This is a genomic window from Rhodococcus rhodochrous, assembly GCF_900187265.1.
Classification (GTDB): domain Bacteria; phylum Actinomycetota; class Actinomycetes; order Mycobacteriales; family Mycobacteriaceae; genus Rhodococcus; species Rhodococcus rhodochrous.
The window spans coordinates 743,796-770,397 of sequence record NZ_LT906450.1; the positions used below are offsets into that span (position 1 = coordinate 743,796).

The following is a 26,602-nucleotide window of genomic DNA, read 5'->3' on the forward strand; positions in this document are numbered from 1 at the left end:
GCCGTCAGGTGGGGTCGGGTTCGCCGGCCTCACCCGGCGCGATCAGCGCGCGCCCGGCAGCGCCGGTGTTGGCGAGAGTGTCGAGGAACGAACGGGCCCAGCGATCCACGTCGTGCGTGAGCACCTGACGGCGCAGCGCACGCATCCTCTTGCGGCCGTCCTCGCGCGGCACCTCGATCGCGGCCTGGATCTTGTCCTTGACGTCCTCGAGGTCGTGCGGGTTGCACTGGAACGACTGCCGCAGTTCGGCTGCGGCACCGGTGAACTCGCTGAGCACCAACGCGCCGCCGAGATCGCTGCGGCACGCGATGTACTCCTTGGCGACGAGATTCATACCGTCGCGCAAGGGGGTCACGAGCATGACGTCGGCCGCGACGAAGAACGCGATGAGCTCGTCGCGGGGGACCGGCCGGTGGATGTAGTGCACCACCGGACGCCCCACCTCGGCGTACTCGCCGTTGATGCGGCTGACCGTCCGCTCGATCTCGCCGCGCATGTGGACGTAGGAATCGACGCGCTCCCGGCTCGGGGTCGCGAGCTGCACCATCACGGTGTCCTTCGGGTCCATGCGACCCTCGGCGAGGAGTTCGTGCACCGCGTCGAGCCGCACGTCGATGCCCTTGGTGTAGTCGAGCCGGTCGACGCCGAGCAGGATCTTCTTCGGGTTGCCGAGTTCCTTGCGCAACGCCTTGGCACGATCGCGGATCGCCTTGCTGCGCGACTGCTGGTCGAGCCGGCCCGATTCGATGGAGATGGGGAAGGCACCGACACGCACCGAGCGGAAGCCGACCTGGACCACGCCGAGCTTCGACCGGATACCGATGTTGCCGCGGGAGGTCTGGGCCCCTGCCAGACGTCGGGCGAGATACAGGAAGTTCTGGGCACCACCGGGGAGGTGGAAGCCGATGAGATCGGCGCCGAGGAGACCCTCGACGATCTCGGTGCGCCACGGCAGCTGCATGAACAGCTCGATCGGCGGGAACGGGATGTGCAGGAAGAAGCCGATCGTCAGATCGGGGCGGAGCATCCGCAGCATCTTCGGCACCAGCTGCAGCTGGTAGTCCTGGATCCAGACGGTCGCGCCCTCCGCGGCGGCCTTCGCGGTCTCCTCCGCGAAGCGGCGGTTGATCTCGACGTAGGAGTTCCACCATTCGCGCCGGTACTCCGGGCGCACGATCACGTCGTGGTAGAGCGGCCACAGCGTGGCGTTGGAGAACCCCTCGTAGTAGTCGGCGATGTCCTCGGTGCTCAACCGCACCGAGTGCAGGGTCAGACCGTCCTCGACGATGACGCCGGACTCGGCGTCGGCCACACCGGCCCAGCCGACCCAGGCGCCGTTGTTCGAACGCAGGATCGGCTCGAGCGCGGTGACGAGGCCGCCCGGACTGCGCTTCCAGCGGGTGGTGCCGTCGGGAAGCCGTTCGAGGTCGACCGGCAGGCGATTGGCGACGACCACGAAGTCCGACCCGGCGTGCGAGTCGTGGTTCCCCGCTGCGTCCGCTTCGCCTGCTGTCACGTTGTGGTCCTCTTTCGGGGCCGGTGCCGTCGCCGGCCCGGCAGGGTGGGTGCCGTCACCGGCCCGGCAGGGTGGGTGCCGTCACCGGCACCGTGGTGGGTGTCGTGCTCGTCAGTGCTTGTCGCTGGGACCGATGCCGAGCATCGACAGCAGCATGCGGCACTCGTCCGCATTCTCTGCGTAGGCGGCGACGACTCGCTGCGCCTGTCGTGCGGTTTCGTCGGCGACGGGTTCGAGATCCTCGTCGGCGATGTCGTTCGCGGTGGTCGGGTCCGCGGCCATGATGTCCTCCCGGGGTCGCTGCTCTGTGCGAGCACGCATCGTCCTTCGACTCTAGGAGAATCGGACAGCTCGCCGCCACCCGCCTTCCGAGGTCGGTCCTGGCACGGTCCTGCACGTCTACGTCGCGGTACCGTAGGACGGTCGTGCTGTAGGTACACCGTGTGTGTTTCCGGTGCGCGACGTCACGGCGCCGACCCGCGGCGCACAACCGCGCTCTCGTCGAGGAAGGTATTCATGCCCATTGCCACCGTGAACGGCATCCCGCTGAACTACCAGGTCAAGGGAACGGGCGATCTCGTCGTCCTCATCATGGGAACGGGTAGTCCGGGACGCGTGTGGGATCTGCACCAGGTGCCCGCGCTCGTGAAGGCCGGCTACCGGGTCGCCACCTTCGACAACCGCGGCATCGCACCGTCGGGCGAGAGCCTCGGCGGCATGACCATCGACGACCTGGTGAAGGACACCGCCGGCCTGATCGAACTGCTCGGCGGTCCCGCCTACGTGATCGGCACGTCGATGGGTGCGCGTGTCGCGCAGGAGTTGACGCTCGCCCGTCCCGAGCTCGTCCGCAAGGCCGTCTTCCTGGCCGGCCACGCCCGCATGGACCAGTTCCAGCTGACGCTCACCGAGGGGGAGCGCCAGCTCTACGACAGCGGCGTCGAACTGCCACCGAAGTACCAGGCCGCCGTCACGGCGGTGATGAATCTGTCGCCGGCCTCGCTGGCCGACGAGCACACCGCCCGCGACTGGCTGGACGTCTTCGAGTTCAGCGGCGGAAAGGTGTCGGCGGGCGTGCGCGCGCAGCTCGGCATGGACCGGGAGTTCGATCGGCGCGCGGCCTACCGGGGCATCACCGTGCCGTGCCTGGCCGTCGGATTCGCCGACGACCGGATGATCCCGGCCTATCTGTCGCGCGAGGTCGCGGACGCCATTCCGGGTGCGCGCTACGAGGAGATCCCGGACGCCGGGCACTACGGCTATCTCGAGCGGCCCGAGGCGGTCAACAAGATCCTGGTGGACTTCCTGGCTTCGTAGGGGAGTCCCCTGGCAGGGGAAATCGGCAGGCGGGCGCGGTGGAATCGGTCACGATCCACCGCGCCCGTCGTCTGCGAAATGCGACGAAGGTCCCTGTGATCCGGGAGATCGTGACGTCCCGCGGACCGTCGGGCACTGGTACGCTCACCGAACAAAGGTTAGCCTGAGCTACCTTCGAGTCTCGTACGAACCGATCACGGGCCCCTCCGGCCCCCCTAGTACGGAAGTTGAGTGATGACCGACCGTTCCAGCCTTGTCGCCGATGACGCGGGGAGGTCGGAGGGCAACTCGCAAGGAGACGTCTTCGACCTCGTCGGTATCGGTTTCGGCCCCTCGAACCTGGCGCTCGCGATCGCTGTCGAGGAGCACAACACCGACAACCCCTCCTCGGCGATCCGGGCACGATTCTTCGAACGTCAGTCGGCCTTCGCCTGGCACCCGGGCATGCTGCTCGAGGGCGCCACGATGCAGATCGCGTTTCCCAAGGATCTGGTCACCTTCCGTAACCCCACGAGCTCGTACAGCTTCTTCTCCTACCTGCACGACCGTGGCCGTCTCGTGGACTTCGTCAACCACCAGACGTTCTTCCCCACGCGTCACGAGTTCCAGGACTACCTGCAGTGGGCGGCCACGCGCGTCGACGCCGATGTCCGCTACGGAACCGAGGTCGTCTCGGTCGAGACCGTGCGCAACCACAACGGGATCGCCGACCTGTTCGCCGTGCGGACCGCCGACGGTGCCGTCGTGTACGCGCACAGCGTCGTGGTCGGAGTCGGACTGCGTGCCCGGCTCCCGAAGTGGGCGGTCGCGTCTGCCCGCTGCTTCCACAACCACCACTTCCTCTTCCACATCGAGGACATGCCGGAGCCGCAGCACCAGCGCTTCGTGGTGGTCGGCGCAGGGCAGAGCGCTGCCGAGGTCGTGCAGTACCTGCACACGCACTACCCGCAGGCCGAGGTCCACAACGTCTTCAACCGCTTCGGGTACAGCCCCGCCGACGACAGCCCGTACGCGAACCGCATCTTCGACCCGCAGGTCGTCGACGAGCTGCACGCGGCCCCGCTGTCCGAGCGTGAGCGTCTGCTCGCTCTGCACCGCAGCACCAACTACTCGGTCGTCTCGCCCGAACTCATCGAGGCGCTCTACGCGACCGAATACCGCGAACGGGTGAGCGGTCGTCGCCGCCTGTTCATGCGGCGTGCCTCGGAAGTCGTGTCGGCGATCGAGAGCGACGGTGGAGTCACCGTCGAGATCCGCGACAATCTCGAAGGCGACAGCGAGACACTCGAGTGCGACGCGGTGGTCCTCGCGACAGGCTTCGAGCCCGCACCCCTCGCGCCGCTGCTGGGCGATCTCGCCCCCGAGACGCCCGTCCTGTCCGTCGCCCGCGACTACCGTCTGCCGCTGCCGGAGAACGTCACGGCCGACGTCTACCTGCAGGGCGGAACCGAGAAGACACACGGTCTGACCGCGTCGTTGCTGTCCAATGCAGCGATCCGCGCGGGTGAGATCCTCACCTCGATCGTCGAACGCCGAGAGCTCCGTCTGCCCGGAGCAGGGGGAGGAATCGATGAGCTTGGTAGGATATCGGACCATCACACCTACGCAACAAGTGAGGCGAGATGAGCACGAATCCATTTGACGACGAAGACGGCCGCTTCTACGTCCTCATCAACGATGAGGAGCAGTACTCGCTGTGGCCGACCTTCGCCGAGGTTCCGCAGGGGTGGCGGGTGGTATTCGGCGAAGAGTCGCGCGCCGCTTGCGTCGAGTACGTCGAGCAGAATTGGACCGATATGCGTCCGAAGAGCCTTCGCGACGCAATGGAAGCCGACGAGAAGGCCCGCCAGGGCAGCTGAACGCTTCCGTCAGATCCGCCGAGAGTCACGCCCGCGCCGAAAGCGCAGCGTGGCTCTCGTCGTCTGTACGGACGATCCTGCCTCCCGGCCCGATGACGACCCGTGTGAATCGAGAGGTATCGGGCCGGTGGTCAGGGGACCCGACGCGATCGGGCCCGTCGGTATCGGGCCGGTGGCGATCGGACCGGTGGCGATCGGACCGGTGGCGATCGGTCCCGTCGCGAGGGGGCCGGTCCCGGGAGCTGTGGGTATCGGACCGGTGTGCAGCGATCCCACCGGGATGGGACCCGTGGCGGGGCCGGGCGCCGGACGCCACACCGGGCGGTTCTTGTCGAGCCGGATCCGGGGGATACGCCGCAGCTGCGGGCGACGCAGCGCGCCGACGCGGAGGACACCGCGCGGGTTGCGGGTGCGGCGGGCGAGCCATTCACCGAGCGTGACACCCGCGGCGAGCGCGCACCCGATACCGAACGCCGAGAACAGCGCCGTCATGCCGGTGGCCATCTGATTGCGGAGCATCGCGTACAGGCCGCGATAGAGGGCGAGACCGGGCAGCAGCGGCGTGATGCCGGCGACCGCGACGACCAGCGGCGGCGTGAGCGTGCGGCGGGCCATCAGACCACCGGCGAAACCGATGACGGTCGCGGCCAGTGCCGACGAGATGATCGGGCCGAGCGACAACCCGAGCGCGAGCTGGTAACCGAGGCTGCCGGTGGCGCCGGCGAGCGCGGCGACCGTGAGGGCCCGGCGTTCGGCGTAGCAGGCGAGGGCGTAGAACAACGCCGCCGCGGCGCCGGCGAGGATCTTCGTCGGCAGCTGTGTGAGGTCAGGGAGTGCCTCGTAACTGATGAGGGGGAGTTCGGCGCCGAACACCGACGCGACCCGCAGGGTCGTCGCGACGCCCGCGATGATGCCGCCCGTCATCATCAGCACTTCGAAGAAACGCGCCGACGCCGTGATGGGGGCACCGGTGATGGCGTCCTGCACCGAACCCACGAGCGACAGACCGGACAACAGCACCGTCACGCCGGCCGCGATGATCAGTCCCGGAGACACTTCGACCCCGAAGGTCTCCCGTATCCCGTACAACGTGATCGCCGGGGCCGTCGCGATGATGCCGCCCACCAGATGCTGGAAGAAGAACGGCAACCCGGCCGCGTTGAGTTTGCGATTGACGCGGTCGATCACGAACGTCGAACCGAAGGCGACGAGCGCGACCAGCGCGTCGCCACCGAGGAGCACGGAGATCGAGGCGGCCATCGCCGACCACGCGATCGTCGCCACCCAGCGGTTGTACGGATGAGCCTTGGTGGTGATGGCGAGCAGTTCCTCGTGCGCCTGTGCCGGGGAGATCGCGTCGCGGCGGATGCGGCGGGTCAGGCGGTCGACGGCCGCGAGTCGCGTGAAGTCCATCGAGCGGTAGTGCACCACCCGCATCGTGCTCGACGGCGGCATGGTCGGTCCGCGATAGGCCGACAGCACGATCGAGTTGTAGGTGACGTCGACGTCGCACTGCGCCAGACCGTAGGTGGCAGCGACGAACCGCACCTGTTCGGCGGTGTCGATCGCGCCGGTGCCCGAGGCGAGCAGGACCTCACCGACACGTACGGCGACGTCGAGCGCCTCGGCGACCACTGCATCGTCGGTCAGATCGATCGGCTGCAGTGGCGCCGGCGCCTCGGTGACCGCGTCGATGGTCGCGCGGCGGGTCCCGAGAACCCGATCGAGGAAGTCGTCGAAGCGGCTCACCGTCCGCGGCCTCCGGTACGGCTGGGGGAAACGGGGAGGGTGGGCATGCAATCCACCGTAACGAAGGCGGGTGGGTGCGCGCCGGGAGTGTGACGCGCTATATGATGGCGTCGCTCACGCGTCGTCCGCGGCCGTCGAGTTCTGTGCCTCCTTAGCTCAGTGGTAGAGCACTCGCCTTGTAAGCGAGCGGTCGTCAGTTCAATCCTGACAGGGGGCTCCAGTAGGGCCCGTCGCGTACCGCGCGGGCCTGTTTCATCCGGTGCTGCTGTGAACCGCTGCGAAGACCACGAATACGGCGAACAGCGCCGCAGCGCCCAGGCAGGCACCGATCAGAGCTTCGCGACGATGCGTCGCCGTACCCCTGTCGATCCGTTCGAGACCGATCCATCCGCACACCACCGCGACCAGACCTGCCGGGATCGCGACGAAGTCGCCGATGACGGGTACGAAGGCGAAGACGAGCGCGACGATTCCCGAGATCAGTGCCGTGTTCCCGGCGCCGTTGCGGGGCGGGACCGGGGTGAAGCGGTCTGCGGTCATCGTCCCTCGATCCGGGAGGCACACATGCACGGGCGGGTGTTCGCCCGGACCGGATCCCGATGTCCCGTCGAAGGCGAGAAGGACAACCTACATCGGAAGACGGGGCTCCGGGAGAGTTGCCGGACCGGTGCCGTCCTGCTCCGGCTGGTGGCGTTCACCGAGGCGGAGTGCTCGGCGCTCGGACAGGTCGATCACCGGTGCGATCGTGCGCGGCGCCTCGTGGAGGTCGCGGGCCGCGGCGACGCGGCCGAATACGAGGGCGACCACCGGGGATGCCGTGAGCCATCCGAGCAGCGGCCAACCGATCCATGTCATATCCAGAGAACGGTTCGGGCGCGCGGAGCGTTAACGGATCCGGTGCAGTTCACCCGGTTGTTCACCCCTCGCATGTCACTGCAGGGGCGTGTGAATACGGAAGTGGCGAAATGGATCGGATATCAGGACTTCGAGGATTCGAATGCGTCCATATCGACGAATATCAGTCGTCCGTCGTCGAGTGCCACGGCCCAGCGGCGCACGGGCGCCCAGTCGCGACCCAGCTTGTCGCCCACGGCTTCCTGTGCAGGACCGAAGTCTTCGACGATCGTGCCGGGACAGGCCTTGTCGCCCGCGACACCCGCGCGTACGACGACCTTCGAGCCCACAGCAGGCTTCGGGGGAGTATTCGACGATCCGGCCATAACTCGAATCATGCCATCAGTGGAAAGAAATGACCGGGCAAACACGCATTATCCGCATCGGACGAATGTGGTGATTCGAGTGGAATATCCCTTTTGCGTTGTTCTTTCCTCCGGAAACGACTTCGCCCACGCCGGTCGGCGTGGGCGAAGAGGTTCTCGAATCGGAGAAACAATGGTCGGTCAGCGCAGTGCGAGCTTCTCGCGCGCCTGATCGACGAACTCGGAATCGACCATGAGGTCGTAGCGCGAGGCCTCGATGCTCTTTCTCGAGACGAAGTCGCGGCGTCCCCCGGTGCTCCAGTGGGTGAAGAAGCCGAGTGATCCGCCCCATACCGCGCCGAAGACGACAGCGGCGAGGATCACGGTGGCCATGCCGGTAGCAGGCAGGAGCAGTGCCAGGAGCAGCCCGAAGAGCAAGCCCGTCCAGACGCCCGCGGCGGCGCCGCGAAGGGCGGCCTTGCCGTTGGTCATGCGGCCTTCGATGTGTTCGACGGTGGTGACTCCCTGGCCCACGACTCGCAGGTACTCCACGGGAAAGCCTTCGTCGGACAGGTGGTCGATGGCCCTCTCGACGGCGTCGTAGGTGCGGTAGCTCTCGAGGACGGTTTCGGATTCGGTGTGGTGCCCGGGCGTCGGTGCGTAGATATCTGTCATGCGTTCCCCTTCGTCGACGATTGGAACGATACGCTCATCGTAGCGTATCGTTTCGTAGTGTTTGATTCGGGGTCGCCTTTTCGGGGAGACTCGGGAATCCTGCGGGTGTATGCCCGCGCGAGGAGGATGTAGACATGGTGGGCGAGGTCGAGACGGAGTCCGTGGCCCTGACGTCGCGGCGTCCCGTCAAGGAGCGTGCCGGGACCGACGCACGCATCGTGAAGGCCGCGCTCGAGATCCTGCGCCTTCACGGGCCCAACCGCGTCACCGTCGAGGCGGTCGCGGCGCTGTCGGGCGTTGCGAAGACGACGATCTACCGGCGCTACGCGAACCGCGAGGAGATCCTCGACGCGGCACTGCACTCGCAGGTCGCCTCGCCGTGCGTTCCCGACGGGTTGTGCGTCTACGACCGCGTCAAATGGACCCTCGAACTGATCCGTCGCGGACTGTCGAACGAGGTGGGCATGGGCAGTGTCGGCGCACTGCTCACCGACCAGGAACCCGAGTTCACCGAGTCGATCCGCGAGATCATCAATGCCCGGAGCGAGGTCGTCGCCGACGTGCTCCGCACCGCGATCGAGTCGGGCGCGATCCGCAAGGACATCGACGTCGACACCGCCGTCTCGATGCTCGTCGGCGCGTATCTCGGCGCCTACCTGCGTCACGGCGAGGTGGGGGAGTCCTGGGCGGACGAGGTCGTCCACATCGTCTGCCCCGAACTGGAACCGGACACGAAGGGGCAGTGATCGTAGGCCCGCCCCCGCGGGTCGATCGGCCGTAGGCTCGACCCGTGACCGAGTCGAGTCGATGCGTGGTGGCGGTCGTGGGATCGCTCAACCTCGACCTGACGGTCGTCGTGGCACGTGCTCCCGAAGAGGGTGAGACGGTACTCGGCCGGCATCTGCGCACCTATCCGGGAGGCAAGGGCGCGAACCAGGCCATCGGTGCTGCCCGCCTGGCTCCCACCGCCATCGTCGGCGCGGTGGGCAGCGATCATGCCGCCGACGTGCTGCGCGGCGTGCAACAGAGGGCCGGGGTCGACACCTCCCATCTGCGCACCACACCGGGCCCGACCGGCCGGGCCGTCATCATCGTCTCCGACGACGGGCAGAACCGGATCGTCGTCGTACCCGAGGCCAATTCGCTGCTGAAAGCCGAGGACGTGACCACCGCACTCGATGCCCTCGATCCCGCGGTGGTGCTCACCCAACTCGAGCTGCTCCCCGCGGTGACCTGGGCCGCCGCCCAGTGGGCGCGCGATCACGACCGCCGGTTCGTGCTCAATCCGAGCCCGGTGATCGACCTGGACGAATACGTCCTCGCCGGCGCCGATCCGCTCGTACTCAACGAGCAGGAAGCCCTGCACTACGCGGGTCTTCCCGCCGGGGCCCCCTTCGACGAGATCGTGACCCGCCTGCTCGAACAGGTACGCACCGTGGTGATCACCCGGGGCGGGGAGGACGTCGTGGTCGGAACCGAGGACGCGATCGAACATCTGCGGGTCCCGCAGGTCGACGTCGTCGACACGACGGGTGCGGGCGACCACTTCGCCGGCACGCTCGCCGCACTGCTCGGCACGGGGGAGGACCTGTTCGCGGCAGCGCGCCGGGCATCGGCCGACGCTGCCCGGCTGGTCGCATCCCGTCGCTCCGATCGCTGATCCGCGGGAACCGCGTCAGGGCGGCGGAAGCAGTTCGCCCTTGCCGCTGCGCAGCCAGCGCCCGGGAAGGCGGCCGGCGAGGTCGCCGAGCGGACCGACGGCCCCGCGCAGCAGCTCGACCGTTTCCTGCAGCATGTCGATACTCGCGTTCATCTGCGAGATGCCGGGCGTGAGATGCGCGAGTGTCTCCGAGAGCGAGACGATCTGATCGAGCGGACCGCCCTCGGCGAGCAGTCGTTCCAGGGCGCCCCGTTCGGAGAGCAGGACGTCGAGGACGCCGCCCTGGGCGAGAGCCCGCTCGACGACCCCGCCGGGCCGGATCGCCACGTCGACGATGCCGCCCGGTGCGGTGAGCCGCTCCACCGCCCCGTCCTGGGCGAGCAGCCGCTCGAGCGGGCCGTCGTGCGCGGTGAGGCGATCGAGCAGACCGCCTTCCGACACGAGGCGGTCGAGGGCACCGTCGTCGGCGAGGATCCGGTCGAGGGGACCGCCCGGCGCGGTGAGCCGGTCGACGGGTCCGCCCGGTTCGAGCAACCGATCGAGCAGGCCACCCGGCTCGGTGAGCCGATCCACGGGACCACCCGGCGCGAGCAGCCGGTCGAGGGGACCACCGGGACGCAGCGCGTGACCGAGTCCGCGGTCCTCCGACGTGAGCTTCGAGATCTGCTGCAGCAGACCCACCGAACTGCGGGTGTCGGGCAGGCCGACCGCGCCGAGCGCGGAGTAGGTGGTGGGCGACACCGCGACCCGTACGGTGCCGACGACCGTCTCGGCGACGCTCAGGGCGGCCTCGGCGGCGGTCAGACCCACACGCACCGGCATCACGAGTATGGACCCGAGGTTCATGGAACCGACTGTAACGGTCAGTGTCCGAGAACGTCAGTGCCGGAGGTTGTCGGTGCACGGAAAGGTCAGTGCACGAGTTTCAGGCCGACGACGCACAGCACGATGCCCGCGATCAGTGCGATCTTCAGCAGCGAGGCGGTCTCGGTGCCCGTGACCATCGCGTATCCCACCGTGAGGGCGGCGCCGATACCCACCCAGACGGCATAGGACGTCCCGACCGGCAGCGTGCGCAGGGCGTACGCGAGTCCTGCCATGCTCAGGACGAGGGCGACGACGAACACCAGTGTCGGTGTGAGCCGGCTGAAACCGGCGGATCTGCCGAGGGCCGTGGCCCACACGGCTTCGAGCACACCGGAGAGGACGAGAACGATCCAGGCCATGACGTACAACGCTCCTGCACCGTCTTGTCGCTGGCCGGGTACGGTGCGCTCGTCCGGGAGGCCGACCGGCGGCCACCTCCGTCGAGGTTAGGAATCCCGGGCGAGTATTGGCAAATTGCTCAGGACACGCGCAGCAGCTGTGATTCCTGCGCAATCACCGTGCACGAGCATCCGCCGTCCAGTTCGGTGCAGTCGAGAACGAGGGTGTGCCGCACGATCTCGAAGCCGACGCAGTCGGGTTCTGTGCAGTCGACCCGAGTATCGGCGTGGATCACGAGGGTGCCGTGGCAGTGGTCGAGATCGTGGTTGCACTGTGAGCACGTCATGCACCACTTGATAGCACTACCGTCGGACAGGTTCTCAGAGGCGGGTCGTGTGCCGTCCGGTTCGTCCGGTGCGCGGGCCCCGACGTCCCACGACTATCGTGAGCACGCGCAACAAGCAGGTATTGCCGACTCGGGGAGGAGTCACACATGGGGATCACGGACGTGGTCGGGAAGGCCGCGCGGAACGCGTGGTCGTTGTTCGTCGCCGACGGAATCGCGCCGCCCCATCGCACTCCCTCGGTGGTCGTCGGGGACGGTCGCCACCGCACGCTGCGTCGCTTCGGCCCGGAGAACGCCGGTCCGCCGGTGCTGCTCGTGACCCCGCTCGCCGCCTCGCCCACCTGCTTCGACCTGATGCCCGGCCAGAGTCTCGTCGAGCACCTCCTCGAGCTCGGACGCAGCGTCTTCCTCGTCGAATACGGCGAGATGACCTCCGACGACCGCGACCTCGGACTCGAGTTCTGGATCGACGAGGTCATCCCCGAAGCGATCGCCCGCACGTCCGAACTGTGCGGGAACCGCGAGGTGGACGTCGTGGCATGGAGCATCGGCGGCACGCTCGCGATGCTCACCGCCGCGGCACATCCCGACCTGCCGATGCGGTCGCTGACGGCCTTCGGCAGTCCGCTCGACTACTCCGCGATCCCGCTGATGGCGCTTCCCCGGCTCGTCGGCCGGTTCGTCGCCGAGCCCGCACTCGGCCTGCTCGACGCCGTTTTCGGCGGGGTGCCCGCACCCATCGTCCGCACGGCCTACCGCCTCACCGCGATCGAACGCGAGATCCAGCGTCCGTGGTTCGTCGCGACGCACCTCGCCGACGCGGAGACGCTCGCGCGGATGGAACGCGTCGACCGTTTCCAGGACGAGATCCACGGCTACGCCGGACGCGTGTTCCACCAGCTCGCGACGAGCGTGACCGTCGACAACGAACTCGCCACCGGACGTCTGGACCTCGGCGACCGGGTCGTCGACCTCGCCGATGTCACGGTGCCCGTGCTCGCACTCGGCGGCGAGGACGACGTGCTCGCCCCGATCCCGGCGGTCGAACCCGTCACGAGGCTGCTCGGCAGCACGCAGGTGCGCTTCGTCCGCGTTCCGGGGACGCACCTCGGCATGCTCACCGGCAGCGCCGCGCGCGACACCTCGTGGGTCGAACTGGACGCTTTCCTGCGCGAACCCCGTGCGAACGGCAACGCGCCGGCCGCCACGCTTCCCGTCGAACAGGAAGTCGTGACGACCGGCGCGTGAGTTGGCCGGCCGGCCGGTGGGTACCGCCGGCTAGTGCGTGCCGGCGGTCTCCGGGACCGACGCCTCCACCGCATCCGGTTCGGGCTCCGGGGCCCGTCGGACGAACAGCGAGCCGACGACGGCGATCACCGCGATCACCGCACCCCACGTGAAGGCACCGTGGACACCGTCGGCGAGCGCGCCTGCGGGATCGTCGGCGTTCTCGGCGCCCGCGACGGTCGTGCGGGTCAGCACCGTGATGAACAGCGCCGTACCGGCCGCGCCGGCGACCTGCTGCATCGTGCTGACGATGGCGCTGCCGTGCGAGTACAGCCGTCGCGGCAACGCTCCGAGGGCGGAGGTCAGCAGCGGCGAGAACATCAACGCGAGGCCGATGTTGAGCAGCACGTGCCAGGCGATCACAGTGCCGATCGCGGTGGTCGCGTCGAAGGTCGTCATGCCCCACATCGCGACGCAGGCGATGACCGCGCCCGGCGCGACGAGCGGCCGCGGACCGAACCGGTCGAACAGGCGTCCGACGATGTAGCCGAGCAGACCCATGACCAGACCGCCGGGCAGCAGCATCAGGCCGGTGGTCAGCGTCGACTGGCCCAGCACGTTCTGCAGGTAGATCGGCAGCAGGATGAGGGTGCCGAACAGCGACATCATGCTCACCGACACGAGTGCGACCGCGAGGGAGAACGCCGGGGTGCGGAACGCGCGCATGTCCAGCAGCGCGCCGTCGCCGAGGCGGATCTGACGCAGGACGAAGACCGTCAGCGACGCGATGCCGACGCCCAGCGGCAGCCACGGGGGCAGCAGCGGATCACCCTCGGCGGCCTCACCGAGGCTGCTCAGACCGAAGACGAGACCGCTGAACCCGAGGGCCGACAACACCACCGACGGGACGTCGAGCGGCACCGCGACCGGTTCGGTGACATTGCGGATCCAGCTCAGGCCGAGCGCCGTCGCGACGACCGCGATCGGCAGCACCAGCCAGAACATCCACCGCCAGCTCAGCTGGTCGAGCACGACGCCACCGATGGTCGGGCCGACGGCAGGAGCGACCGCGATGACGATCGAGATCACGCCCATCGTGCGCCCGCGACGATCGGCGGGAACCAGGTTGAGCACCGTCGTGAACAGCAGCGGCAACATCACCGCGGTGCCCACGGCCTGGACGACACGACCCAGCACGAGGACCGGGAAGATCGGGGCGCTCGCGGCGATCAGGGTGCCGAGCAGGAAGCTGCCCATCGCGATCGCGAAGACCGTGCGCAGCGAAAGCCGGGTGAGCAGGTAACCCGTGATCGGGATGACGACGGCCATGGTCAGCATGAACGCCGTCGTGAGCCATTGGGCGGTGGCCGCGCCGACGTCGAACTCGACCATCAGCTTCGGCAGCGCGACGCTCATGATCGTCTCGTTGAGGATGACGACGAATGCGGCCCCGACGAGAACGGCGATCAGCAGACCGGCGCGCGGTGCGGCAGCGGCCTGCGGCTCGGCCGTACCGGCCGGGGCTGGGGAACTCGGTGGAGTAGAAGACACGAGGAACTCAACGGGATACCGGTCGGAATTGTTCCGCCGATATCCCGTCGAGTGGAGATCAGTCCGGGACGTGCTCGCCGTGACCCTGTTCGCGCAGCGCATCCTTGATCTTCTGCTGCGCCCGGTCGAGCGATTCGGGCGACGGATCCTTCTCGGCCGTCGCGAAGTCGAAGTCGCCGAGGGAGTAGGCCGGGAAGACGTGCAGATGCAGGTGGGGGACTTCCAGACCGGCGATCATCAGGCCGGCGCGCGGGGCGTCGAAGGCGGCGGTGACGGCGCGGCCGAGGATGCGGGCGACGTCGTTCACCTTCGCCCACAGGTCGTCGTCGACGCTCTGCCAGTGATCGACCTCCTGCCGCGGCACGACCAGCACATGCCCCTCGGTGAAGGGATTGATGGTCAGGAAGGAGACGACGTCGTCGTCCTGCCAGACGAAACGGCCCGGCAGTTCACCGGCGATGATCTTGCTGAACACGGAAGTCATACCGGGAGGATAAGGGACACCGTGTTCACCGGAGCTGTTCCCCGACATCGGCCGCCGCGACGGTGAGGACGAGCAGCGGCACGACCTTCTCCGGAGCGATCCGGTAGCGGTTGCGGCTCTCCTGCTCGACCACGCGCGCAGCCGACAGGGCCCGGAGATGGTGGTACAGCCGGCCGGTCGACGTGAGGTCGGTGGCCTCCTGGAGTTCGGTGGCGGTGGCGGGACCGCGCAGCAGGGTCCGCACGATCGCGAGTCGCGCCGGGTTGCCCAGCGCGTCGAGGACGGCGGCGACGGGAACGGGATCGAGTACGAGGGATGCGCCCGCGTCGTACTCGATGTTCCAGCGCACGTTCCCGTGCAGGGAGACCGCGCCCCCGTAGGTCACGGACCCGGTGCCCGCCGCCACGTCCGCCGCGGGGCCGGGACCGTCCCCGGCGCTCGGACGGGTCGCGTCGCCCTCGAGGATCCGCACACGGCGTTCGAGATCCGCGAGCCGGGCCTCGTACTCGTCGTTCACGTCGCCGTCGCTCACATCGCGCAGCGTATCCGCTCGAGGAAATCGGGATCGTTCGCCGCCGTGAAGAGCATCTCCTGGTGGGCGAACGATTCGAAGGCTCCCGCATAGTCGCTGTCCGACATGCCGGACGCGAGCATCACCGTGGTCGCGATCGTGCCGTCGTCGCGGCGGAAGGTGATCGCGTCGGTGAGGACGCCGGGCAGGCTGCCGCCCTTGAAACCGATTCCTTCGAATCCCGGAACCGTGGACGGTTGCCATTCGAGGTGGGTGCGCGCGAGGTCGCTGCCGGCGCCGAACGAACCGTCGGCGATCGCGCGATGCAGGTCGGTGAGTTCGGCGGCCGATCCGGTGTTGTCGAAGCGCTGGACGCGGTCGACCCGGGCGGCCAGATCCTCCGGCACCGGGTTCTGCACCACTTCGGCGCGGTAGGCGGGGTCGGAGGCGTAGCGGCGCGCGGCGTCCCGGACCGCCGACGAGTCGTCGAGCGTCGGGTCGAGCAGCGCGAGCGTGTTGCCGAGCATCGTCGGCGGCGTGAAGTCGTCCCAGCCGCCCTGGGCGGCGGCCTCGCGCAGGGCGTCGTCGCCGAGCCGGTCGCGCAGGTAGTCGGGGACGGCGTTGTCGCTCTCCTGGATCATCGCCGACACCATCTCGTCGAGGGTGACGGTGTCCTCCGGATCGTTCACGCCGAGCCGTTCGAGAGCCCGGGGATGTGCGCCGCCGTCGGTGTCGGGGAGATGCCAGCGTTCCCAGTCGGTGAGCGGTACACGCTCGTCGGGGGAGAGTTCACCGGCTGCGACGGCGCGGGCGTAGGCGGCGAGATGCACGACCTTCACGGCCGATGCGAGCGGTTGCCGCTCGTCGGGTCGCTGTTCGAAGGACCCGCCGTTGCCGTCGTGGACCGCGACGGCGACCGTGTCGGAGTTCTCGGCGAGGTAGCCGATCCAGCCTTCGGCGGTGGTCACGTCGGCGGCGGGGGTCGGCAGGCATTCACCGGTCGGCGCGGATCCCTCGGCACCGGAAGGTGCGGCGACGTCGGGTTCCGGCGGGTCGGTCTGTCCGCATCCGGCGAGTGCGATCACGACGCTCGTCGCGGCGAGGGTGGTTCCGATCCTGTTCGGCATGGCGATGTCCGTCCGTGTCGAGGTTGGTAGTTCGTAATTTCGAACTTACGAAATAACGATAGACCGGTCGGGGTGGGCGTGTCGAGAGCTCACGGCGACTCCGATGTCGCGAGCGGTCGTATCGTCGGGCTCATGGGAGGTGACGGGAGTGTGCGGGAGGCGCCGCTGCGCGTGCTCGTGGACGAACTCGTCACGCACGTCCTCGTGGGACTTCCCGCGGATCGGCGCACGGTCGTCGGTCTGTGCGGGCCGCCGGGCGCCGGGAAGAGCCGCGCCGCGGCGCTGCTCGTCTACGCCCTCCGATGCGCGGGGGTGTCCACCGGGCAGGTGCCGATGGACGGCTACCACCTGTCCAACCGCCAGCTCGACACCTTCGGCGCGCGGGACCGGAAGGGAGCGCCCGACACCTTCGACGTCGCCGGCTTCCGCGACATGCTGAGCCGGGTGCGGCAGTGCCGCGACGAGACGATCTACGCCCCCGACTTCTCCCGGCCCCTCGACGAACCGATCGCGGCGGTGCACGCCGTGCCGGCCGACGCGCGGGTGATCGTCACCGAGGGCAACTACCTGATGTTCGAGACCGGGGGATGGGAACACATTCGCCCGCTGCTCGACCTCGTCATCTACATCGACGCACCCCGCCGCACGCTCACCCGGCGTCTCGTGCGCCGGCACCGCCACAACGGGCGGGACGACGACGGAGCGCGCGAGTGGGTGCGGACCGTCGATCTGCCCAATGCGGAAGCCGTCCAGCGCACGCGCTCCCGCGCCGATCTCGTGTGGAGACCGGTCCCGTAGTCTGTCCTGCGTGCGCGTACTCGTTATCGGCTCCGGTGCCCGTGAACATGCTCTTGCTCTCGCCCTGTCCCGCGACCCCGGCGTGACCGCCGTGCTGGCCGCGCCCGGCAACCCCGGTATCGCGAACGTCGCCGAGCTGTTCCCTGTCGACGCGGCCTCCGCCGAGAGCGTCGTCGACCTCGCCACCGAGCAGAAGGCCGACCTCGTGGTCATCGGCCCCGAGGTCCCGCTCGTCCTCGGTGTCGCCGACGCCGTCCGCGCCGCGGGCATCCCCTGCTTCGGACCGTCCGCCGCCGCCGCGCGCATCGAGGGATCGAAGGCGTTCGCGAAGGACGTCATGGCCGCCGCCGGTGTGCGTACCGCCCACAGCGAGGTCGTCGACAGCCCCGCGACCCTCGACGAGGCGCTCGACCGCTTCGGGCCGACCTGGGTGGTCAAGGACGACGGTCTCGCCGCCGGTAAGGGCGTCGTCGTCACCACCGACCGTGCCGCGGCCCGCGACCACGCCGCCGAGATCCTCGAGAACGGCCACCCCGTCCTGCTGGAGTCCTTCCTCGACGGCCCCGAGGTCTCGCTGTTCTGCCTCGTCGACGGCGAGACGGTGGTGCCGCTGCTGCCGGCGCAGGACCACAAGCGCGTCGGCGAGGGCGACACCGGCCCCAACACCGGTGGCATGGGTGCCTACACGCCGCTGCCGTGGCTGCCCGAGGGTAGCGTCGAGCAGATCGTCTCCGAGGTCGTCGAGCCGGTCGCGGCCGAGATGGTGCGTCGCGGATGCGGTTTCTCCGGCCTGCTCTACGCGGGTCTGGCGATGGGTGCCGAGGGTCCGGCCGTGGTCGAGTTCAACTGCCGTTTCGGCGACCCGGAGACCCAGGCCGTGCTCGCCCTGCTCGAGTCGCCGCTGGGCGAGGCCCTGAACGCGGTCGCCACCGGCACGCTCGCCGAACTCCCGCCGCTGCGCTGGAAGGACGGCGCCGCGGTGACCGTGGTGCTCGCCGCCGAGTACTACCCGTCCACCCCGCGCACCGGCGACGTGATCACCGGTGCCGAGGGTGAGACGGTGCTGCACGCCGGCACCAGGCGTCGCGACGACGGTGCGCTGGTCTCCGCAGGTGGGCGCGTGCTCAACGTGATCGGTGTGGGTGCCGATCTCGCGTCCGCGCGCGAAGCCGCTTATGATCGGCTCGCCGACGTGAAGCTGCCGGGCGGTCACTTCCGCCGCGACATCGGTCTGGCAGCCGTCGAGGGCCGGATCTCGGTCTAGCCTTTCACCCGCGTCCTTCACCTTGCACCTACCGGGTGTATGTTGCACACTCGGTGCATCTTTGATGCCGCCAGGGGTGACTGCATGGTTTCTCGAAGACGACCGCCGAAGCCGGACCCGACACCGCTACGGCACCACCACGTCGTCGTCCACGGGCTGCCGGACGACGTCCTCGTCGAGCGCGACGTGCCCATCCGCACGGGCGACGGCACCGTACTGAAGGCCGACGTCTACCGCCCCGCAGGCTCCGGTGAGCACGACCGCTGCCCCGTGCTGGTCGCCGTCACCCCCTACGGCAAGGACGCCGGCGTCGACCGGTATCCCGTCGACTTCGACGATCTCGCCGAATCCGGCAACCACGTGGGCGATCTCGAGATCAGCGACTGCACCTCCTTCGAAGCGCCCGACCCCGCCTACTGGGTTCCTCACGGTTACGTGCTCGTCGTCGCGGACATGCGCGGCCATCACGCGAGCAGCGGCCGTCCCCGACTGCTGCTCGGCCGGGCCGCGCTCGACTGCGCGGCCGTCGTGGAATGGGCCGGCGGTCAGAAGTGGAGCAACGGCCGCGTCGGCCTCGCCGGCGCCGACTACCTCGCCACGCTGCAGTGGTACACGGCCGCGCTCGACCCGCCCTATCTCGCGGCCATCGCACCCTGGGAGGGCGTGAGCGATCCCTGCCGCGACATCCTCACCCAGGGCGGCATCCCCGAGACCCGCTACAGCGCGTTCTGGTACAGCGCGATGAACACCGGAGCCCGCTGCGGCGCCGCGTCCCTCCGGCGATTCACCCCGTGGTTGCTGCGCCGGTTCCCCGACCTCTTCCGCCACGTCGCCCCACCGCCCCGGCTCGAGGACGTCACCGTGCCCGCCCTCGTCGGGGTCTCGTGGTCCGATCAGGGCCCGCGCGCCCGCGGATCGGTCGAGGGCTACCGCCGCATCGCGTCGGAGCACAAGTGGCTCTACACCCACGGCCGGAAGATGTGGCAGACCTTCTACGGCAACGAGGCACTCGACTACCAACGACGTTTCTTCGACCGCTTCCTCAAGGGCGAGGACAACGGCTTCGAGGACACCCCGCGCATTCGCCTCGAGACCCGCCACGACCTGCGCACCTATTCCGAACGCCTCGAATCCGAGTGGCCCGTCCCCGACACCCGCTACGTCGCACTCCACCTCGACCACGCGAACGCAGACCTGAGCACCACCCCGTGCGAGAGCCGCCAGTTCCGCCGCACCTTCCCCGTCGCGGGCGACGAACTCGTCTTCACTCACACCTTCGACGAGGACACCGAGATCACCGGCCACGCCGCGCTGCGTCTGTGGGTGCAGGCGAAGGACGCCAACGACATGGACCTGTTCGTCGGGCTGGCCAAGCGCGACGAACACGGCCGCGACGTGTGGTTCGAAGGCCACGGCGGCTACGAGAAGGGATTCGTCGCCCACGGGTGGATGCGGGTCTCGCGCCGGGCACTGGACCCGGAGGCCTCCACCGCCTACCGGCCCGTCCACGACCAGAAGAAGTACTGGCCGTTGCTGCCCGATCAGATCGTGCCGGTCGACATCGAGATCATGCCGCACAGCACCTTCTTCGAGGCCGGATCGAGCCTGGTGCTCGTCATCGCCGGTCACGACCTCGACGAGAACCCGCGCGTCGGGCACGATCGCACCATCAACAAGGGCTTCCACATCGTGCACGCCGGCGGACAGTTCGACTCGCATCTACTGTTGCCGGTCGTGCCGCAGCCGCAGCCGGAACCCGACGAGACCGCCACCGACGCGGACGCCGTACCCGCGAAGGGCGTCGATCGTCACGACTACCCGATCGCGTGGGGCGCCCTCACCCGACTTCAGCGCGTCCGGCTCTGACGAACGACACAGGCGTACTACCGTCGTCGACGTGCGCCCCGAATCCCAACGCTCCGGTATCGAGACGTTCCATGTCATGGATGTGTGGAAGGCGGCTGCCGAGCGGCAGCGCAGCCACGGCGACGTCCTGAGTCTCGCCGCCGGACAACCCTCGACCCCCGCACCCGCTCCCGTGCTCCGCGCCGCCAACCTCGCGATCGACGCCGAACTGCTCGGTTACACGGAGACCTTCGGCATCCTGCCGTTGCGCGAGGAGATCGCGGCGTACCACCGCCACAAGTACGGCATCGACGTCGACGCGGACGACGTCGTCGTCACCACCGGCTCGTCGGGTGCCTTCACCCTGGTGTTCCTCGCGGCCTTCGATGTCGGCGACACCGTCGTCGTCGCCCGCCCCGGTTACCCGGCCTACCGCAACACCCTCGCCGCCCTCGGCTGCCGCGTCGTCGAACTCGACTGCGGCCCGCAGACCCGCTACCAGCCGACCGTCGCGATGCTCGAGGAACTCGACACTCCGCCCGCGGGAATCGTCGTCGCCAGTCCGGCCAACCCGACCGGCACGATGATCGAACCGTCCGAGCTCGCGGCGCTCGCACGCTGGTGCGACGAGCACGGCAGCCTGCTCATCTCCGACGAGATCTACCACGGCATCGAGTTCGGTACCCCCGGATCACCGGCGACCTCCACGGCGTGGGCGACCTCCCGCGACTCGGTGGTGATCGGCTCGGTCTCGAAGTACTTCTCGATGACCGGCTGGCGGCTCGGCTGGATGCTCGCGCCCGAGACGATGCGTCCGGCCCTGCAGCGACTCGCGTCGAACATGACGGTGTGCCCGCCGTCGATCTCCCAGTTCGCGGCGATCGAGGCGTTCGGGACCGAGGCCCGCACCGAACTCGACGGACACGTCTCCCGTTATGCCGTGAACCGGGAACTGCTCCTCGAAGGCCTGCCGGATCTCGGAATCACGAAACTCGCCCCGGCCGACGGCGCCTTCTACGTCTACGCCGACATCGGTCATCTGCTCGACGGCGAGAACTCGACGGCGTGGTGCGCGCGGCTGCTCCACGACACCGGTCTCGCGCTCGCACCGGGCGTCGACTTCGACACCGTGCGCGGCGACGGGACCGTGCGACTGTCGTTCGCAGGATCGACCGCCGACGTCACCGCGGCGCTCGACCGGCTCGCGGGCTGGCTCCCCGTCTCCTGATCGCCGGCCCGGACCGCCGCGGACGGATCACCGCCCGTCGGCGACGATCCGCGCGATGTTCCGTTCGGCCAGCGCCGCGATGGTCAGCGACGGATTGGCGGTGCCGGTGCTGCCCGGGATCAACGCGCCGTCGACGACGTAGAGGCCGGGATGACCGTGCACGCGGCCGTACCCGTCGGTCGCGTCGCCGAGCACCGCACCACCGAGCGGATGCGCCGTGAAGGTCGCGTTGACGTCCTCGGCCATCGGCGATGCGCCCGGGATCGTGCCACCGGCCTGCGCCATGGCGTTGTGCACGGCCCGAAGGGCCTCGACGCTCTCGCGTTCGCCACCGGCCGGCCAGTTCGGAACCGCGCGATCGGCACCCGGGTCGTACGTGAAGTCGGCGCGGGTGGGGTCGAGGGTCATGCCGAGGGAGGCGAGCATCCCGACGTCCTTCGCGGTGCCCGCGACAAACCAGTTCTCGAGGCTCAGCGGCAGACCGGACTCGTCGACGATGCGCGACGCCGACGGCGCGCCCTGGTCGCCGCCGAAACCCTCGGTGAGCGCGAACGAACGGACGAGCACCGCGTCGCCGTTGGTGCCCCAGCCCCGGCCCACGCGCTCGTCGAGGTTCGGCAGCGAACCCGTGTGCCGCGCCTTGACGAGCAGTTCGGTGGTGCCGATCGATCCGGCGCCGAGGACGAGGCGGTCGCACGTGATCGTGGTGGTGCGCAGCACCGCACCCGTCGGGTCGACGGCCTGCACGTCGAGCCAGTACCGGCCGTCGCCGTCCTGACCGACAGCGAGCACCCGGTGACCGTGGCACACCAGGGTGCGCCCGGTCGCCTCGGCCGCCGGGATGTAGTTCTGTGTGAGATCGAACTTCGCGCCGTTCGAGTTGCCGAGATTGCTCTCACCCGCGACGGCCGACCGGCGGACCGAGCCGGCGAGTTCGGCGCGCACGACGTCCCAGTCCCAGATGCCGTCGATGCGGTGCGGGCTGTAACCGGCGGCGCGGGCGTCGTCGTCCCACCGCCGCGAGTGCGTGAACTCGGCGGCGTTGTAGATGTCGTCGGGCATCGGATCGAGGCGCAGCATCGAGCGCACCTTCGGGTACCAGGTGGACGCCATCTCGTCGTAGGAGAGACGGCCGCCGAAGACGTGCTCGAAGAAGTGCCGTTCGGGAGCGATCATCACGCCGGTGAACACGATCGATCCGCCGCCCACCGCGGCGCCGCGCCACACCGACATGTTCGGGTAGTCGACGACGTCGAGGACGCCGGCGAAGTCGTCGCACACCACCGGGATGCCCGTCGGGCCGGTGAACCGGGTGCGGTGGTGGTAACCGCGACCGTCGGCGAGCAGGTCGGTCGTGAAGATCTCGCGGTGCGGGTCGCGGGGCCAGCGCATGCCGCGCTCGAGCATCGTGACCCGGTTCCCCGCCTCGGCCAGGCGCAGCGCGGCGACGCTCGCCCCGAAACCGGAGCCCACCACGACGACCTCGGAATGCTCCGGCGGTGCGGGCGGCGGCACGAACAGCTCGGGCACGAGACGGAGGTACTCGTCGACCCCGACCGGCAGGGCGTCCGCACGGGGGACACCGATGCCGGTCAGGCCGGAACCTGCGGCGCCGGTGCCCGCCAGGGCAGCCCCGAGAAGCGAGGCCTGCAGAAAGCGTCGACGTCTCATCCGGTACGGCTCCGATCGTTCGATGACCTACTCGCGGGGCGGCGCCCGCCGAGGACTCGACACGCGCGGGCGGGCGCAATGGTACCGGTTGGTCTCCAATTCCGTTTTCCCCTGGTGAGACGCTCGGGACTGTCACCATGAGAAGGTGTCGATTGCTGCGACCCCCAAGGGCGAACGGCGCCGTCAGGCGCTGGTCGAGGCAGCGGCCGACCTCATTCTCGAAGGAGGGATCGACGCCGTCCGCCACCGGGCCGTCGCGACCCGCGCGGGCCTGCCGCTCGCATCGACCACCTACTACTTCGAATCACTCGACGACCTCGTCGCGTGCGCGGTCGACTACAACAGCGAGCGGGAACTCGACGCGATGCGGGAACGCGTCCGCGACATCGAGCCGCTCCCGCGCAGTCTCGAGGGCACGGCCGATCTCATCGTCGACCTGCTGATCGGGCCGCGGGACTGCGACGGCGGCATCGACCGCGAACGCCTGATCTCCCGCTACGAGCGGTGCGTCGCGACGGCCCGCTATCCGGAACTGCGCGACGTGCAGGTCCGCATGCGCGAACAGATCGACCACCTGCTCACCGACCTGCTCGAACGCTGCTGCCGATCGGTGCGGCCCCGTGAGGTGCGCCGGCTCGTGGCGGTCGTGGACGGCGCGGTCCTCGGCGGACTGGGCGAACTCGATCCCGACCCGCGCTCGCTCGCGCGCGGCATCCTGCTCGACGTCGTGGAGACCGTCGCACCCCCGGTCGAGGATTGAGGTCGGGGAATACGGGAACAGGCCCGGACCGTAAACTCACTTCTGTGAGCCACATCCCCAACGTCCTCGCCACCCGCTACGCCAGCCCCGAACTCCGGGACCTGTGGTCGCCCGAGTACAAGATCGTGCTCGAGCGCCAGCTGTGGCTCGCGGTGCTGCGGGCGCAGGCCGAACTCGGGATCGACGTTCCCGCCGAAGCGATCGCCGACTACGAGCGCGTGATCGAGCAGGTCGACCTCGAGTCCATCGCGCAGCGCGAACGCGTCACCCGCCACGACGTCAAGGCTCGCATCGAGGAGTTCAACGCCCTCGCCGGTCACGAGCACGTCCACAAGGGCATGACCAGCCGCGACCTCACCGAGAACGTCGAGCAGCTGCAGATCCTGCGGTCGCTCGAACACGTCCACTCCCACGGTGTCGCCGTGGCCGCACGCCTCGCCGAGCGCGCCACCGAGTACGCCTCGCTCGTCATGGCCGGCCGCTCGCACAACGTCGCGGCGCAGGCCACCACACTCGGCAAGCGCTTCGCGTCGGCCGCCGACGAACTGCTCATCGCGCTGCAGCGCGTCCGGGAGCTGATCGCCCGCTACCCGCTGCGCGGGATCAAGGGCCCGATGGGCACCGCGCAGGACATGCTCGACCTGCTCGGCGGTGATTCCGCCAAGCTCGCGCAGCTCGAACAGAAGGTCGCGCAGCATCTCGGCTTCGCGAACGTCTTCACGAGCGTCGGCCAGGTCTACCCCCGTTCGCTCGACCACGACGTGCTCTCCGCGCTCGTGCAGGTCGGCGCCGGCCCCGCGTCGTTCGCCCACACCATCCGGCTCATGGCCGGCCACGAACTCGTCACCGAGGGCTTCCAGCCCGGCCAGGTGGGATCGTCCGCCATGCCGCACAAGATGAACACCCGCTCGTGCGAGCGCGTCGACGGCCTGCAGGTCGTCCTGCGCGGCTATGCCTCCATGGCCGCCGAGCTCGCCGGCGCGCAGTGGAACGAGGGCGACGTCTTCTGCTCCGTCGTCCGCCGTGTGGCCCTGCCCGACGCCTTCTTCGCGATCGACGGCCAGATGGAGACCTTCCTGACGGTCCTCGCCGAGTTCGGTGCCTACCCGGCGGTGATCGAGAAGGAACTCGTGCGGTACCTGCCGTTCCTCGCGACCACCAAGGTCCTCATGGCCGCGGTCCGGGCCGGGGTGGGTCGCGAGACCGCCCACGAGGTCATCAAGGAGCACGCGGTCTCCGTCGCGCTCGCGATGCGCGAGGAGGGCCGCGAACCCGATCTGCTCGACCGTCTCGCCGCCGACGACCGGCTTCCGCTCGACCGCGCCGCGCTCGACACGGCACTGGCCGACCGGGAGGTCTTCGCCGGAGCCGCGGTCGCGCAGGTCGAAGCGGTCGTCGCGGCGGTGCAGGATCTCGTAACGCAGTATCCCGAGGCGGCGAAGTACACGCCGGCGCCGATTCTCTAGGAAGCCGATTCAGCAGGAATCACGGGAGCCGACTACCGGGGGGAGTGTCCGATGGGGGTGGGCGGTATCAGCAGGGGAGAACGAAGTGTCGGTGAAACCGGGAAATACGGGTCGGGTGCGTGACGCAGCGCGAACACGCACCGCGCTGCTCGATGCGGCGCGCGAGGTGTTCCTGCGCGACGGATACGCGGCGGCGGCCACGGAGGAGATCGTCTCGGTCGCGGGGGTGACGCGCGGTGCGCTCTACCACCACTTCGCCGACAAGCGGGATCTGTTCCGCGGCGTCATCGAGCGCCTCCAGAAGGAAGCGGAGAGCTCCCTGGTCCCGGCCGAGCCGGTCGACGACGCCTGGGAGGGTTTCACCCAGGCCGTGCTCGCCTCGCTCGATGCTGTCTACGATCCCGCGACCCGCCGACTGCTGCTCATCGAAGCTCCGGCGGTCCTCGGCTGGGCCGAGGTTCGTGAGACCCACCGGCACTCCTCGCTGAGGGCGATCGAGCGCATGCTCGTCACCCTCGACCCCGAGACCTACGAGGCGTCGCCCACACGGACGTCGGTGCTCGCGCACCTGCTCGTCGCGGCCGTCGAGGAAGCGATGCTGTGCCTCGCGCACAGCGACGATCCGGTACGCGACCGTCCCGAGGTTCAGGGCGAACTGCTGCGCCTGCTCGAATCCGCCCGCGGACCCGCACGTACGGAGGAGTCCACGCCACGGTGACGGACTGCATCTTCTGCGCCATCGTGGCCGGGCAGTCGCCGGCCAGCGTCGTGCTCGACGAACCCGATGTGCTCGCATTCATGGACATCCGCCCGTTCACCCCGGGGCATCTGCTCGTGATCCCGAAGCGGCACGCCTCCGGACTGGCACAGCTCGATCCCGACGACGGAGCGAAGGTGTTCGCCGCCGGGCAACGGATCGCCACGGCGATGCGCGAGTCCGACCTCCCCATCGAGGGCGTGAACATGTTCCTCGCCGACGGCGTGGCTGCCGGCCAGGAGGTGTTCCACGTGCACCTGCACCTCGTGCCGCGCAGGGCCGGGGACGGCTTCGGGATCCGCGCCGATTGGCGGACACCGAACCGGACCGTGCTCGACGGCACGGCCGCCACCATCCGCACCGCCGTGGAGACACACCGGTCGTGA

The 26,602-nt window shown here is 69.1% G+C and carries 28 protein-coding genes, 1 tRNA gene, 1 pseudogene and 1 riboswitch; of the genes and pseudogenes, 15 read left to right on the forward strand and 15 right to left on the reverse strand.

What is annotated here, in order from left to right; all coding sequences use genetic code 11:
• Positions 1-4 precede the first annotated feature (4 nt).
• Together CKW34_RS03470 and CKW34_RS03475 are read right to left on the reverse strand one after the other, a co-directional pair.
• Positions 5-1,516: an alpha,alpha-trehalose-phosphate synthase (UDP-forming) gene (locus tag CKW34_RS03470; protein ID WP_059382462.1), complete on the reverse strand. Its 1,512-nt coding sequence runs from the start codon at positions 1,514-1,516 to the stop codon at positions 5-7.
• A 111-nt stretch (positions 1,517-1,627) separates the two neighbouring features.
• A complete protein-coding gene (locus CKW34_RS03475; RefSeq protein ID WP_016692417.1) occupies positions 1,628-1,837 on the reverse strand; it encodes a hypothetical protein in 210 nt (69 codons plus the stop codon).
• A 195-nt stretch (positions 1,838-2,032) separates the two neighbouring features.
• Here CKW34_RS03475 and CKW34_RS03480 point away from each other — a divergent pair, with 195 nt between their 5' ends.
• The 3 genes from CKW34_RS03480 to CKW34_RS03490 all read left to right on the forward strand — a co-directional run bounded on the left by CKW34_RS03480 (position 2,033) and on the right by CKW34_RS03490 (position 4,692).
• Positions 2,033-2,833, forward strand: coding sequence for an alpha/beta fold hydrolase (locus CKW34_RS03480; protein ID WP_016692418.1), 801 nt, complete (start codon positions 2,033-2,035; stop codon positions 2,831-2,833).
• A gap of 234 nt (positions 2,834-3,067) precedes the next feature.
• Positions 3,068-4,459, forward strand: a complete 1,392-nt coding sequence (locus CKW34_RS03485) for a lysine N(6)-hydroxylase/L-ornithine N(5)-oxygenase family protein (RefSeq protein WP_059382461.1) — start codon at positions 3,068-3,070, stop codon at positions 4,457-4,459.
• The gene (locus CKW34_RS03490) at positions 4,456-4,692 is read left to right on the forward strand and encodes an MbtH family protein (protein ID WP_006551884.1); all 237 of its coding nucleotides are present in this window, start codon (positions 4,456-4,458) and stop codon (positions 4,690-4,692) included. Before CKW34_RS03485 ends, CKW34_RS03490 begins: the two co-directional genes overlap by 4 nt.
• 351 nt (positions 4,693-5,043) lie before the next feature.
• Here CKW34_RS03490 and CKW34_RS03495 read toward each other — a convergent pair.
• Positions 5,044-6,441, reverse strand: a pseudogene (locus tag CKW34_RS03495) (threonine/serine exporter family protein); the annotation flags it as partial.
• A 145-nt stretch (positions 6,442-6,586) separates the two neighbouring features.
• Between CKW34_RS03495 and CKW34_RS03500 the strand changes: the two are divergent.
• Positions 6,587-6,661 (forward strand) — tRNA-Thr (locus tag CKW34_RS03500).
• Between the two features lie 32 nt (positions 6,662-6,693).
• On the opposite strand, the gene CKW34_RS03505 is transcribed toward CKW34_RS03500, so the two are convergent.
• The 4 genes from CKW34_RS03505 to CKW34_RS03520 form a co-directional block, all read right to left on the reverse strand.
• On the reverse strand, positions 6,694-6,981 hold the full coding sequence (locus CKW34_RS03505; RefSeq protein WP_059382459.1) for a hypothetical protein: 288 nt from the start codon (positions 6,979-6,981) through the stop codon (positions 6,694-6,696).
• An 87-nt stretch (positions 6,982-7,068) separates the two neighbouring features.
• Positions 7,069-7,296, reverse strand: coding sequence for a hypothetical protein (locus CKW34_RS03510; RefSeq protein WP_059382458.1), 228 nt, complete (start codon positions 7,294-7,296; stop codon positions 7,069-7,071).
• Between the two features lie 122 nt (positions 7,297-7,418).
• Entirely contained in the window at positions 7,419-7,661 is a 243-nt protein-coding gene (locus CKW34_RS03515) for a hypothetical protein (RefSeq protein WP_026061175.1), read from the reverse strand.
• 180 nt (positions 7,662-7,841) lie between these two features.
• Positions 7,842-8,315 carry a YflT domain-containing protein gene (locus CKW34_RS03520; RefSeq protein ID WP_059382457.1) on the reverse strand — a complete coding sequence of 158 codons (474 nt, stop codon included), beginning with the start codon at positions 8,313-8,315 and terminating at the stop codon, positions 7,842-7,844.
• A gap of 134 nt (positions 8,316-8,449) precedes the next feature.
• Here CKW34_RS03520 and CKW34_RS03525 point away from each other — a divergent pair, with 134 nt between their 5' ends.
• Positions 8,450-9,061, forward strand: coding sequence for a TetR/AcrR family transcriptional regulator (locus CKW34_RS03525; protein WP_059382456.1), 612 nt, complete (start codon positions 8,450-8,452; stop codon positions 9,059-9,061).
• A 44-nt stretch (positions 9,062-9,105) separates the two neighbouring features.
• Positions 9,106-9,975: a ribokinase gene (locus tag CKW34_RS03530; protein ID WP_080968257.1), complete on the forward strand. Its 870-nt coding sequence runs from the start codon at positions 9,106-9,108 to the stop codon at positions 9,973-9,975.
• Between the two features lie 15 nt (positions 9,976-9,990).
• Here the strand turns inward: CKW34_RS03530 and CKW34_RS03535 are convergent, their stop codons facing one another.
• From CKW34_RS03535 to CKW34_RS03545, 3 genes are all read right to left on the reverse strand, one after another.
• On the reverse strand, positions 9,991-10,821 hold the full coding sequence (locus tag CKW34_RS03535) for a hypothetical protein (RefSeq protein WP_059382455.1): 831 nt from the start codon (positions 10,819-10,821) through the stop codon (positions 9,991-9,993).
• Between the two features lie 65 nt (positions 10,822-10,886).
• Positions 10,887-11,201 carry a DMT family transporter gene (locus CKW34_RS03540; protein ID WP_059382454.1) on the reverse strand — a complete coding sequence of 105 codons (315 nt, stop codon included), beginning with the start codon at positions 11,199-11,201 and terminating at the stop codon, positions 10,887-10,889.
• 13 nt (positions 11,202-11,214) lie between these two features.
• A riboswitch (guanidine-III (ykkC-III) riboswitch) is annotated at positions 11,215-11,280 on the reverse strand.
• A gap of 40 nt (positions 11,281-11,320) precedes the next feature.
• Positions 11,321-11,527 (reverse strand): hypothetical protein, encoded by a 207-nt coding sequence (locus CKW34_RS03545; protein WP_059382453.1) that lies wholly within the window; start codon positions 11,525-11,527, stop codon positions 11,321-11,323.
• Positions 11,528-11,674: 147 nt separating this feature from the next.
• Between CKW34_RS03545 and CKW34_RS03550 the strand changes: the two genes are divergently transcribed.
• Entirely contained in the window at positions 11,675-12,775 is a 1,101-nt protein-coding gene (locus CKW34_RS03550) for an alpha/beta hydrolase (RefSeq protein ID WP_059382452.1), read from the forward strand.
• A gap of 30 nt (positions 12,776-12,805) precedes the next feature.
• Here the strand turns inward: CKW34_RS03550 and CKW34_RS03555 are convergent, their stop codons facing one another.
• Genes CKW34_RS03555 through CKW34_RS03570 form a run of 4 tightly spaced genes read right to left on the reverse strand, consistent with a single transcriptional unit; the run spans position 12,806 to position 16,427 of the window.
• Positions 12,806-14,305 carry an MDR family MFS transporter gene (locus CKW34_RS03555; RefSeq protein WP_059382451.1) on the reverse strand — a complete coding sequence of 500 codons (1,500 nt, stop codon included), beginning with the start codon at positions 14,303-14,305 and terminating at the stop codon, positions 12,806-12,808.
• A 58-nt stretch (positions 14,306-14,363) separates the two neighbouring features.
• Positions 14,364-14,789, reverse strand: coding sequence for an HIT family protein (locus CKW34_RS03560; protein ID WP_059382450.1), 426 nt, complete (start codon positions 14,787-14,789; stop codon positions 14,364-14,366).
• 25 nt (positions 14,790-14,814) lie between these two features.
• Complete coding sequence (locus CKW34_RS03565; RefSeq protein WP_226950066.1) at positions 14,815-15,321, reverse strand: ArsR/SmtB family transcription factor; 507 nt, start codon at positions 15,319-15,321, stop codon at positions 14,815-14,817.
• The gene (locus CKW34_RS03570) at positions 15,318-16,427 is read right to left on the reverse strand and encodes a serine hydrolase (protein ID WP_059382449.1); all 1,110 of its coding nucleotides are present in this window, start codon (positions 16,425-16,427) and stop codon (positions 15,318-15,320) included. Before CKW34_RS03570 ends, CKW34_RS03565 begins: the two co-directional genes overlap by 4 nt.
• 132 nt (positions 16,428-16,559) lie before the next feature.
• Between CKW34_RS03570 and CKW34_RS03575 the strand changes: the two genes are divergently transcribed.
• The 4 genes from CKW34_RS03575 (at position 16,560) to CKW34_RS03590 (ending at position 21,562) form a co-directional block, all read left to right on the forward strand.
• Positions 16,560-17,225, forward strand: coding sequence for a nucleoside/nucleotide kinase family protein (locus CKW34_RS03575; RefSeq protein WP_059382623.1), 666 nt, complete (start codon positions 16,560-16,562; stop codon positions 17,223-17,225).
• A 10-nt stretch (positions 17,226-17,235) separates the two neighbouring features.
• Entirely contained in the window at positions 17,236-18,489 is a 1,254-nt protein-coding gene (gene purD / locus CKW34_RS03580; RefSeq protein WP_059382448.1) for a phosphoribosylamine--glycine ligase, read from the forward strand.
• A gap of 84 nt (positions 18,490-18,573) precedes the next feature.
• A complete protein-coding gene (locus CKW34_RS03585) occupies positions 18,574-20,355 on the forward strand; it encodes a CocE/NonD family hydrolase (RefSeq protein ID WP_226950067.1) in 1,782 nt (593 codons plus the stop codon).
• Positions 20,356-20,386: 31 nt separating this feature from the next.
• Positions 20,387-21,562, forward strand: a complete 1,176-nt coding sequence (locus CKW34_RS03590; RefSeq protein ID WP_059382447.1) for a pyridoxal phosphate-dependent aminotransferase — start codon at positions 20,387-20,389, stop codon at positions 21,560-21,562.
• Positions 21,563-21,589: 27 nt separating this feature from the next.
• Here CKW34_RS03590 and CKW34_RS03595 read toward each other — a convergent pair whose 3' ends face one another.
• On the reverse strand, positions 21,590-23,233 hold the full coding sequence (locus tag CKW34_RS03595; protein ID WP_059382446.1) for a GMC oxidoreductase: 1,644 nt from the start codon (positions 23,231-23,233) through the stop codon (positions 21,590-21,592).
• Positions 23,234-23,378: 145 nt separating this feature from the next.
• Between CKW34_RS03595 and CKW34_RS03600 the strand changes: the two genes are divergently transcribed.
• The 4 genes from CKW34_RS03600 (at position 23,379) to CKW34_RS03615 (ending at position 26,602) form a co-directional block, all read left to right on the forward strand.
• Positions 23,379-23,993, forward strand: coding sequence for a TetR/AcrR family transcriptional regulator (locus CKW34_RS03600; protein WP_016693982.1), 615 nt, complete (start codon positions 23,379-23,381; stop codon positions 23,991-23,993).
• Positions 23,994-24,037: 44 nt separating this feature from the next.
• Complete coding sequence (gene purB, locus CKW34_RS03605; RefSeq protein WP_059382445.1) at positions 24,038-25,459, forward strand: adenylosuccinate lyase; 1,422 nt, start codon at positions 24,038-24,040, stop codon at positions 25,457-25,459.
• 115 nt (positions 25,460-25,574) lie between these two features.
• On the forward strand, positions 25,575-26,177 hold the full coding sequence (locus CKW34_RS03610; RefSeq protein ID WP_059382444.1) for a TetR/AcrR family transcriptional regulator: 603 nt from the start codon (positions 25,575-25,577) through the stop codon (positions 26,175-26,177).
• Complete coding sequence (locus CKW34_RS03615; protein WP_059382443.1) at positions 26,174-26,602, forward strand: HIT family protein; 429 nt, start codon at positions 26,174-26,176, stop codon at positions 26,600-26,602. Before CKW34_RS03610 ends, CKW34_RS03615 begins: the two co-directional genes overlap by 4 nt.

Bases quoted from the DNA above. Each gene is read 5' to 3' on its own strand.
- CKW34_RS03595 (WP_059382446.1), bottom strand. From the start codon at position 23,233: ATGAGACGTCGACGCTTTCTGCAGGCCTCGCTTCTCGGGGCTGCCCTG.
- CKW34_RS03575 (WP_059382623.1), top strand. From the start codon at position 16,560: ATGGGAGGTGACGGGAGTGTGCGGGAGGCGCCGCTGCGCGTGCTCGTG.
- CKW34_RS03545 (WP_059382453.1), bottom strand. From the start codon at position 11,527: ATGACGTGCTCACAGTGCAACCACGATCTCGACCACTGCCACGGCACC.
- CKW34_RS03490 (WP_006551884.1), top strand. From the start codon at position 4,456: ATGAGCACGAATCCATTTGACGACGAAGACGGCCGCTTCTACGTCCTC.
- CKW34_RS03525 (WP_059382456.1), top strand. From the start codon at position 8,450: ATGGTGGGCGAGGTCGAGACGGAGTCCGTGGCCCTGACGTCGCGGCGT.
- CKW34_RS03510 (WP_059382458.1), bottom strand. From the start codon at position 7,296: ATGACATGGATCGGTTGGCCGCTGCTCGGATGGCTCACGGCATCCCCG.
- CKW34_RS03550 (WP_059382452.1), top strand. From the start codon at position 11,675: ATGGGGATCACGGACGTGGTCGGGAAGGCCGCGCGGAACGCGTGGTCG.
- CKW34_RS03540 (WP_059382454.1), bottom strand. From the start codon at position 11,201: ATGGCCTGGATCGTTCTCGTCCTCTCCGGTGTGCTCGAAGCCGTGTGG.
- CKW34_RS03585 (WP_226950067.1), top strand. From the start codon at position 18,574: ATGGTTTCTCGAAGACGACCGCCGAAGCCGGACCCGACACCGCTACGG.
- CKW34_RS03475 (WP_016692417.1), bottom strand. From the start codon at position 1,837: ATGCGTGCTCGCACAGAGCAGCGACCCCGGGAGGACATCATGGCCGCG.
- CKW34_RS03560 (WP_059382450.1), bottom strand. From the start codon at position 14,789: ATGACTTCCGTGTTCAGCAAGATCATCGCCGGTGAACTGCCGGGCCGT.
- CKW34_RS03535 (WP_059382455.1), bottom strand. From the start codon at position 10,821: ATGAACCTCGGGTCCATACTCGTGATGCCGGTGCGTGTGGGTCTGACC.
- CKW34_RS03505 (WP_059382459.1), bottom strand. From the start codon at position 6,981: ATGACCGCAGACCGCTTCACCCCGGTCCCGCCCCGCAACGGCGCCGGG.
- CKW34_RS03515 (WP_026061175.1), bottom strand. From the start codon at position 7,661: ATGGCCGGATCGTCGAATACTCCCCCGAAGCCTGCTGTGGGCTCGAAG.
- CKW34_RS03480 (WP_016692418.1), top strand. From the start codon at position 2,033: ATGCCCATTGCCACCGTGAACGGCATCCCGCTGAACTACCAGGTCAAG.
- CKW34_RS03570 (WP_059382449.1), bottom strand. From the start codon at position 16,427: ATGCCGAACAGGATCGGAACCACCCTCGCCGCGACGAGCGTCGTGATC.
- CKW34_RS03485 (WP_059382461.1), top strand. From the start codon at position 3,068: ATGACCGACCGTTCCAGCCTTGTCGCCGATGACGCGGGGAGGTCGGAG.
- CKW34_RS03520 (WP_059382457.1), bottom strand. From the start codon at position 8,315: ATGACAGATATCTACGCACCGACGCCCGGGCACCACACCGAATCCGAA.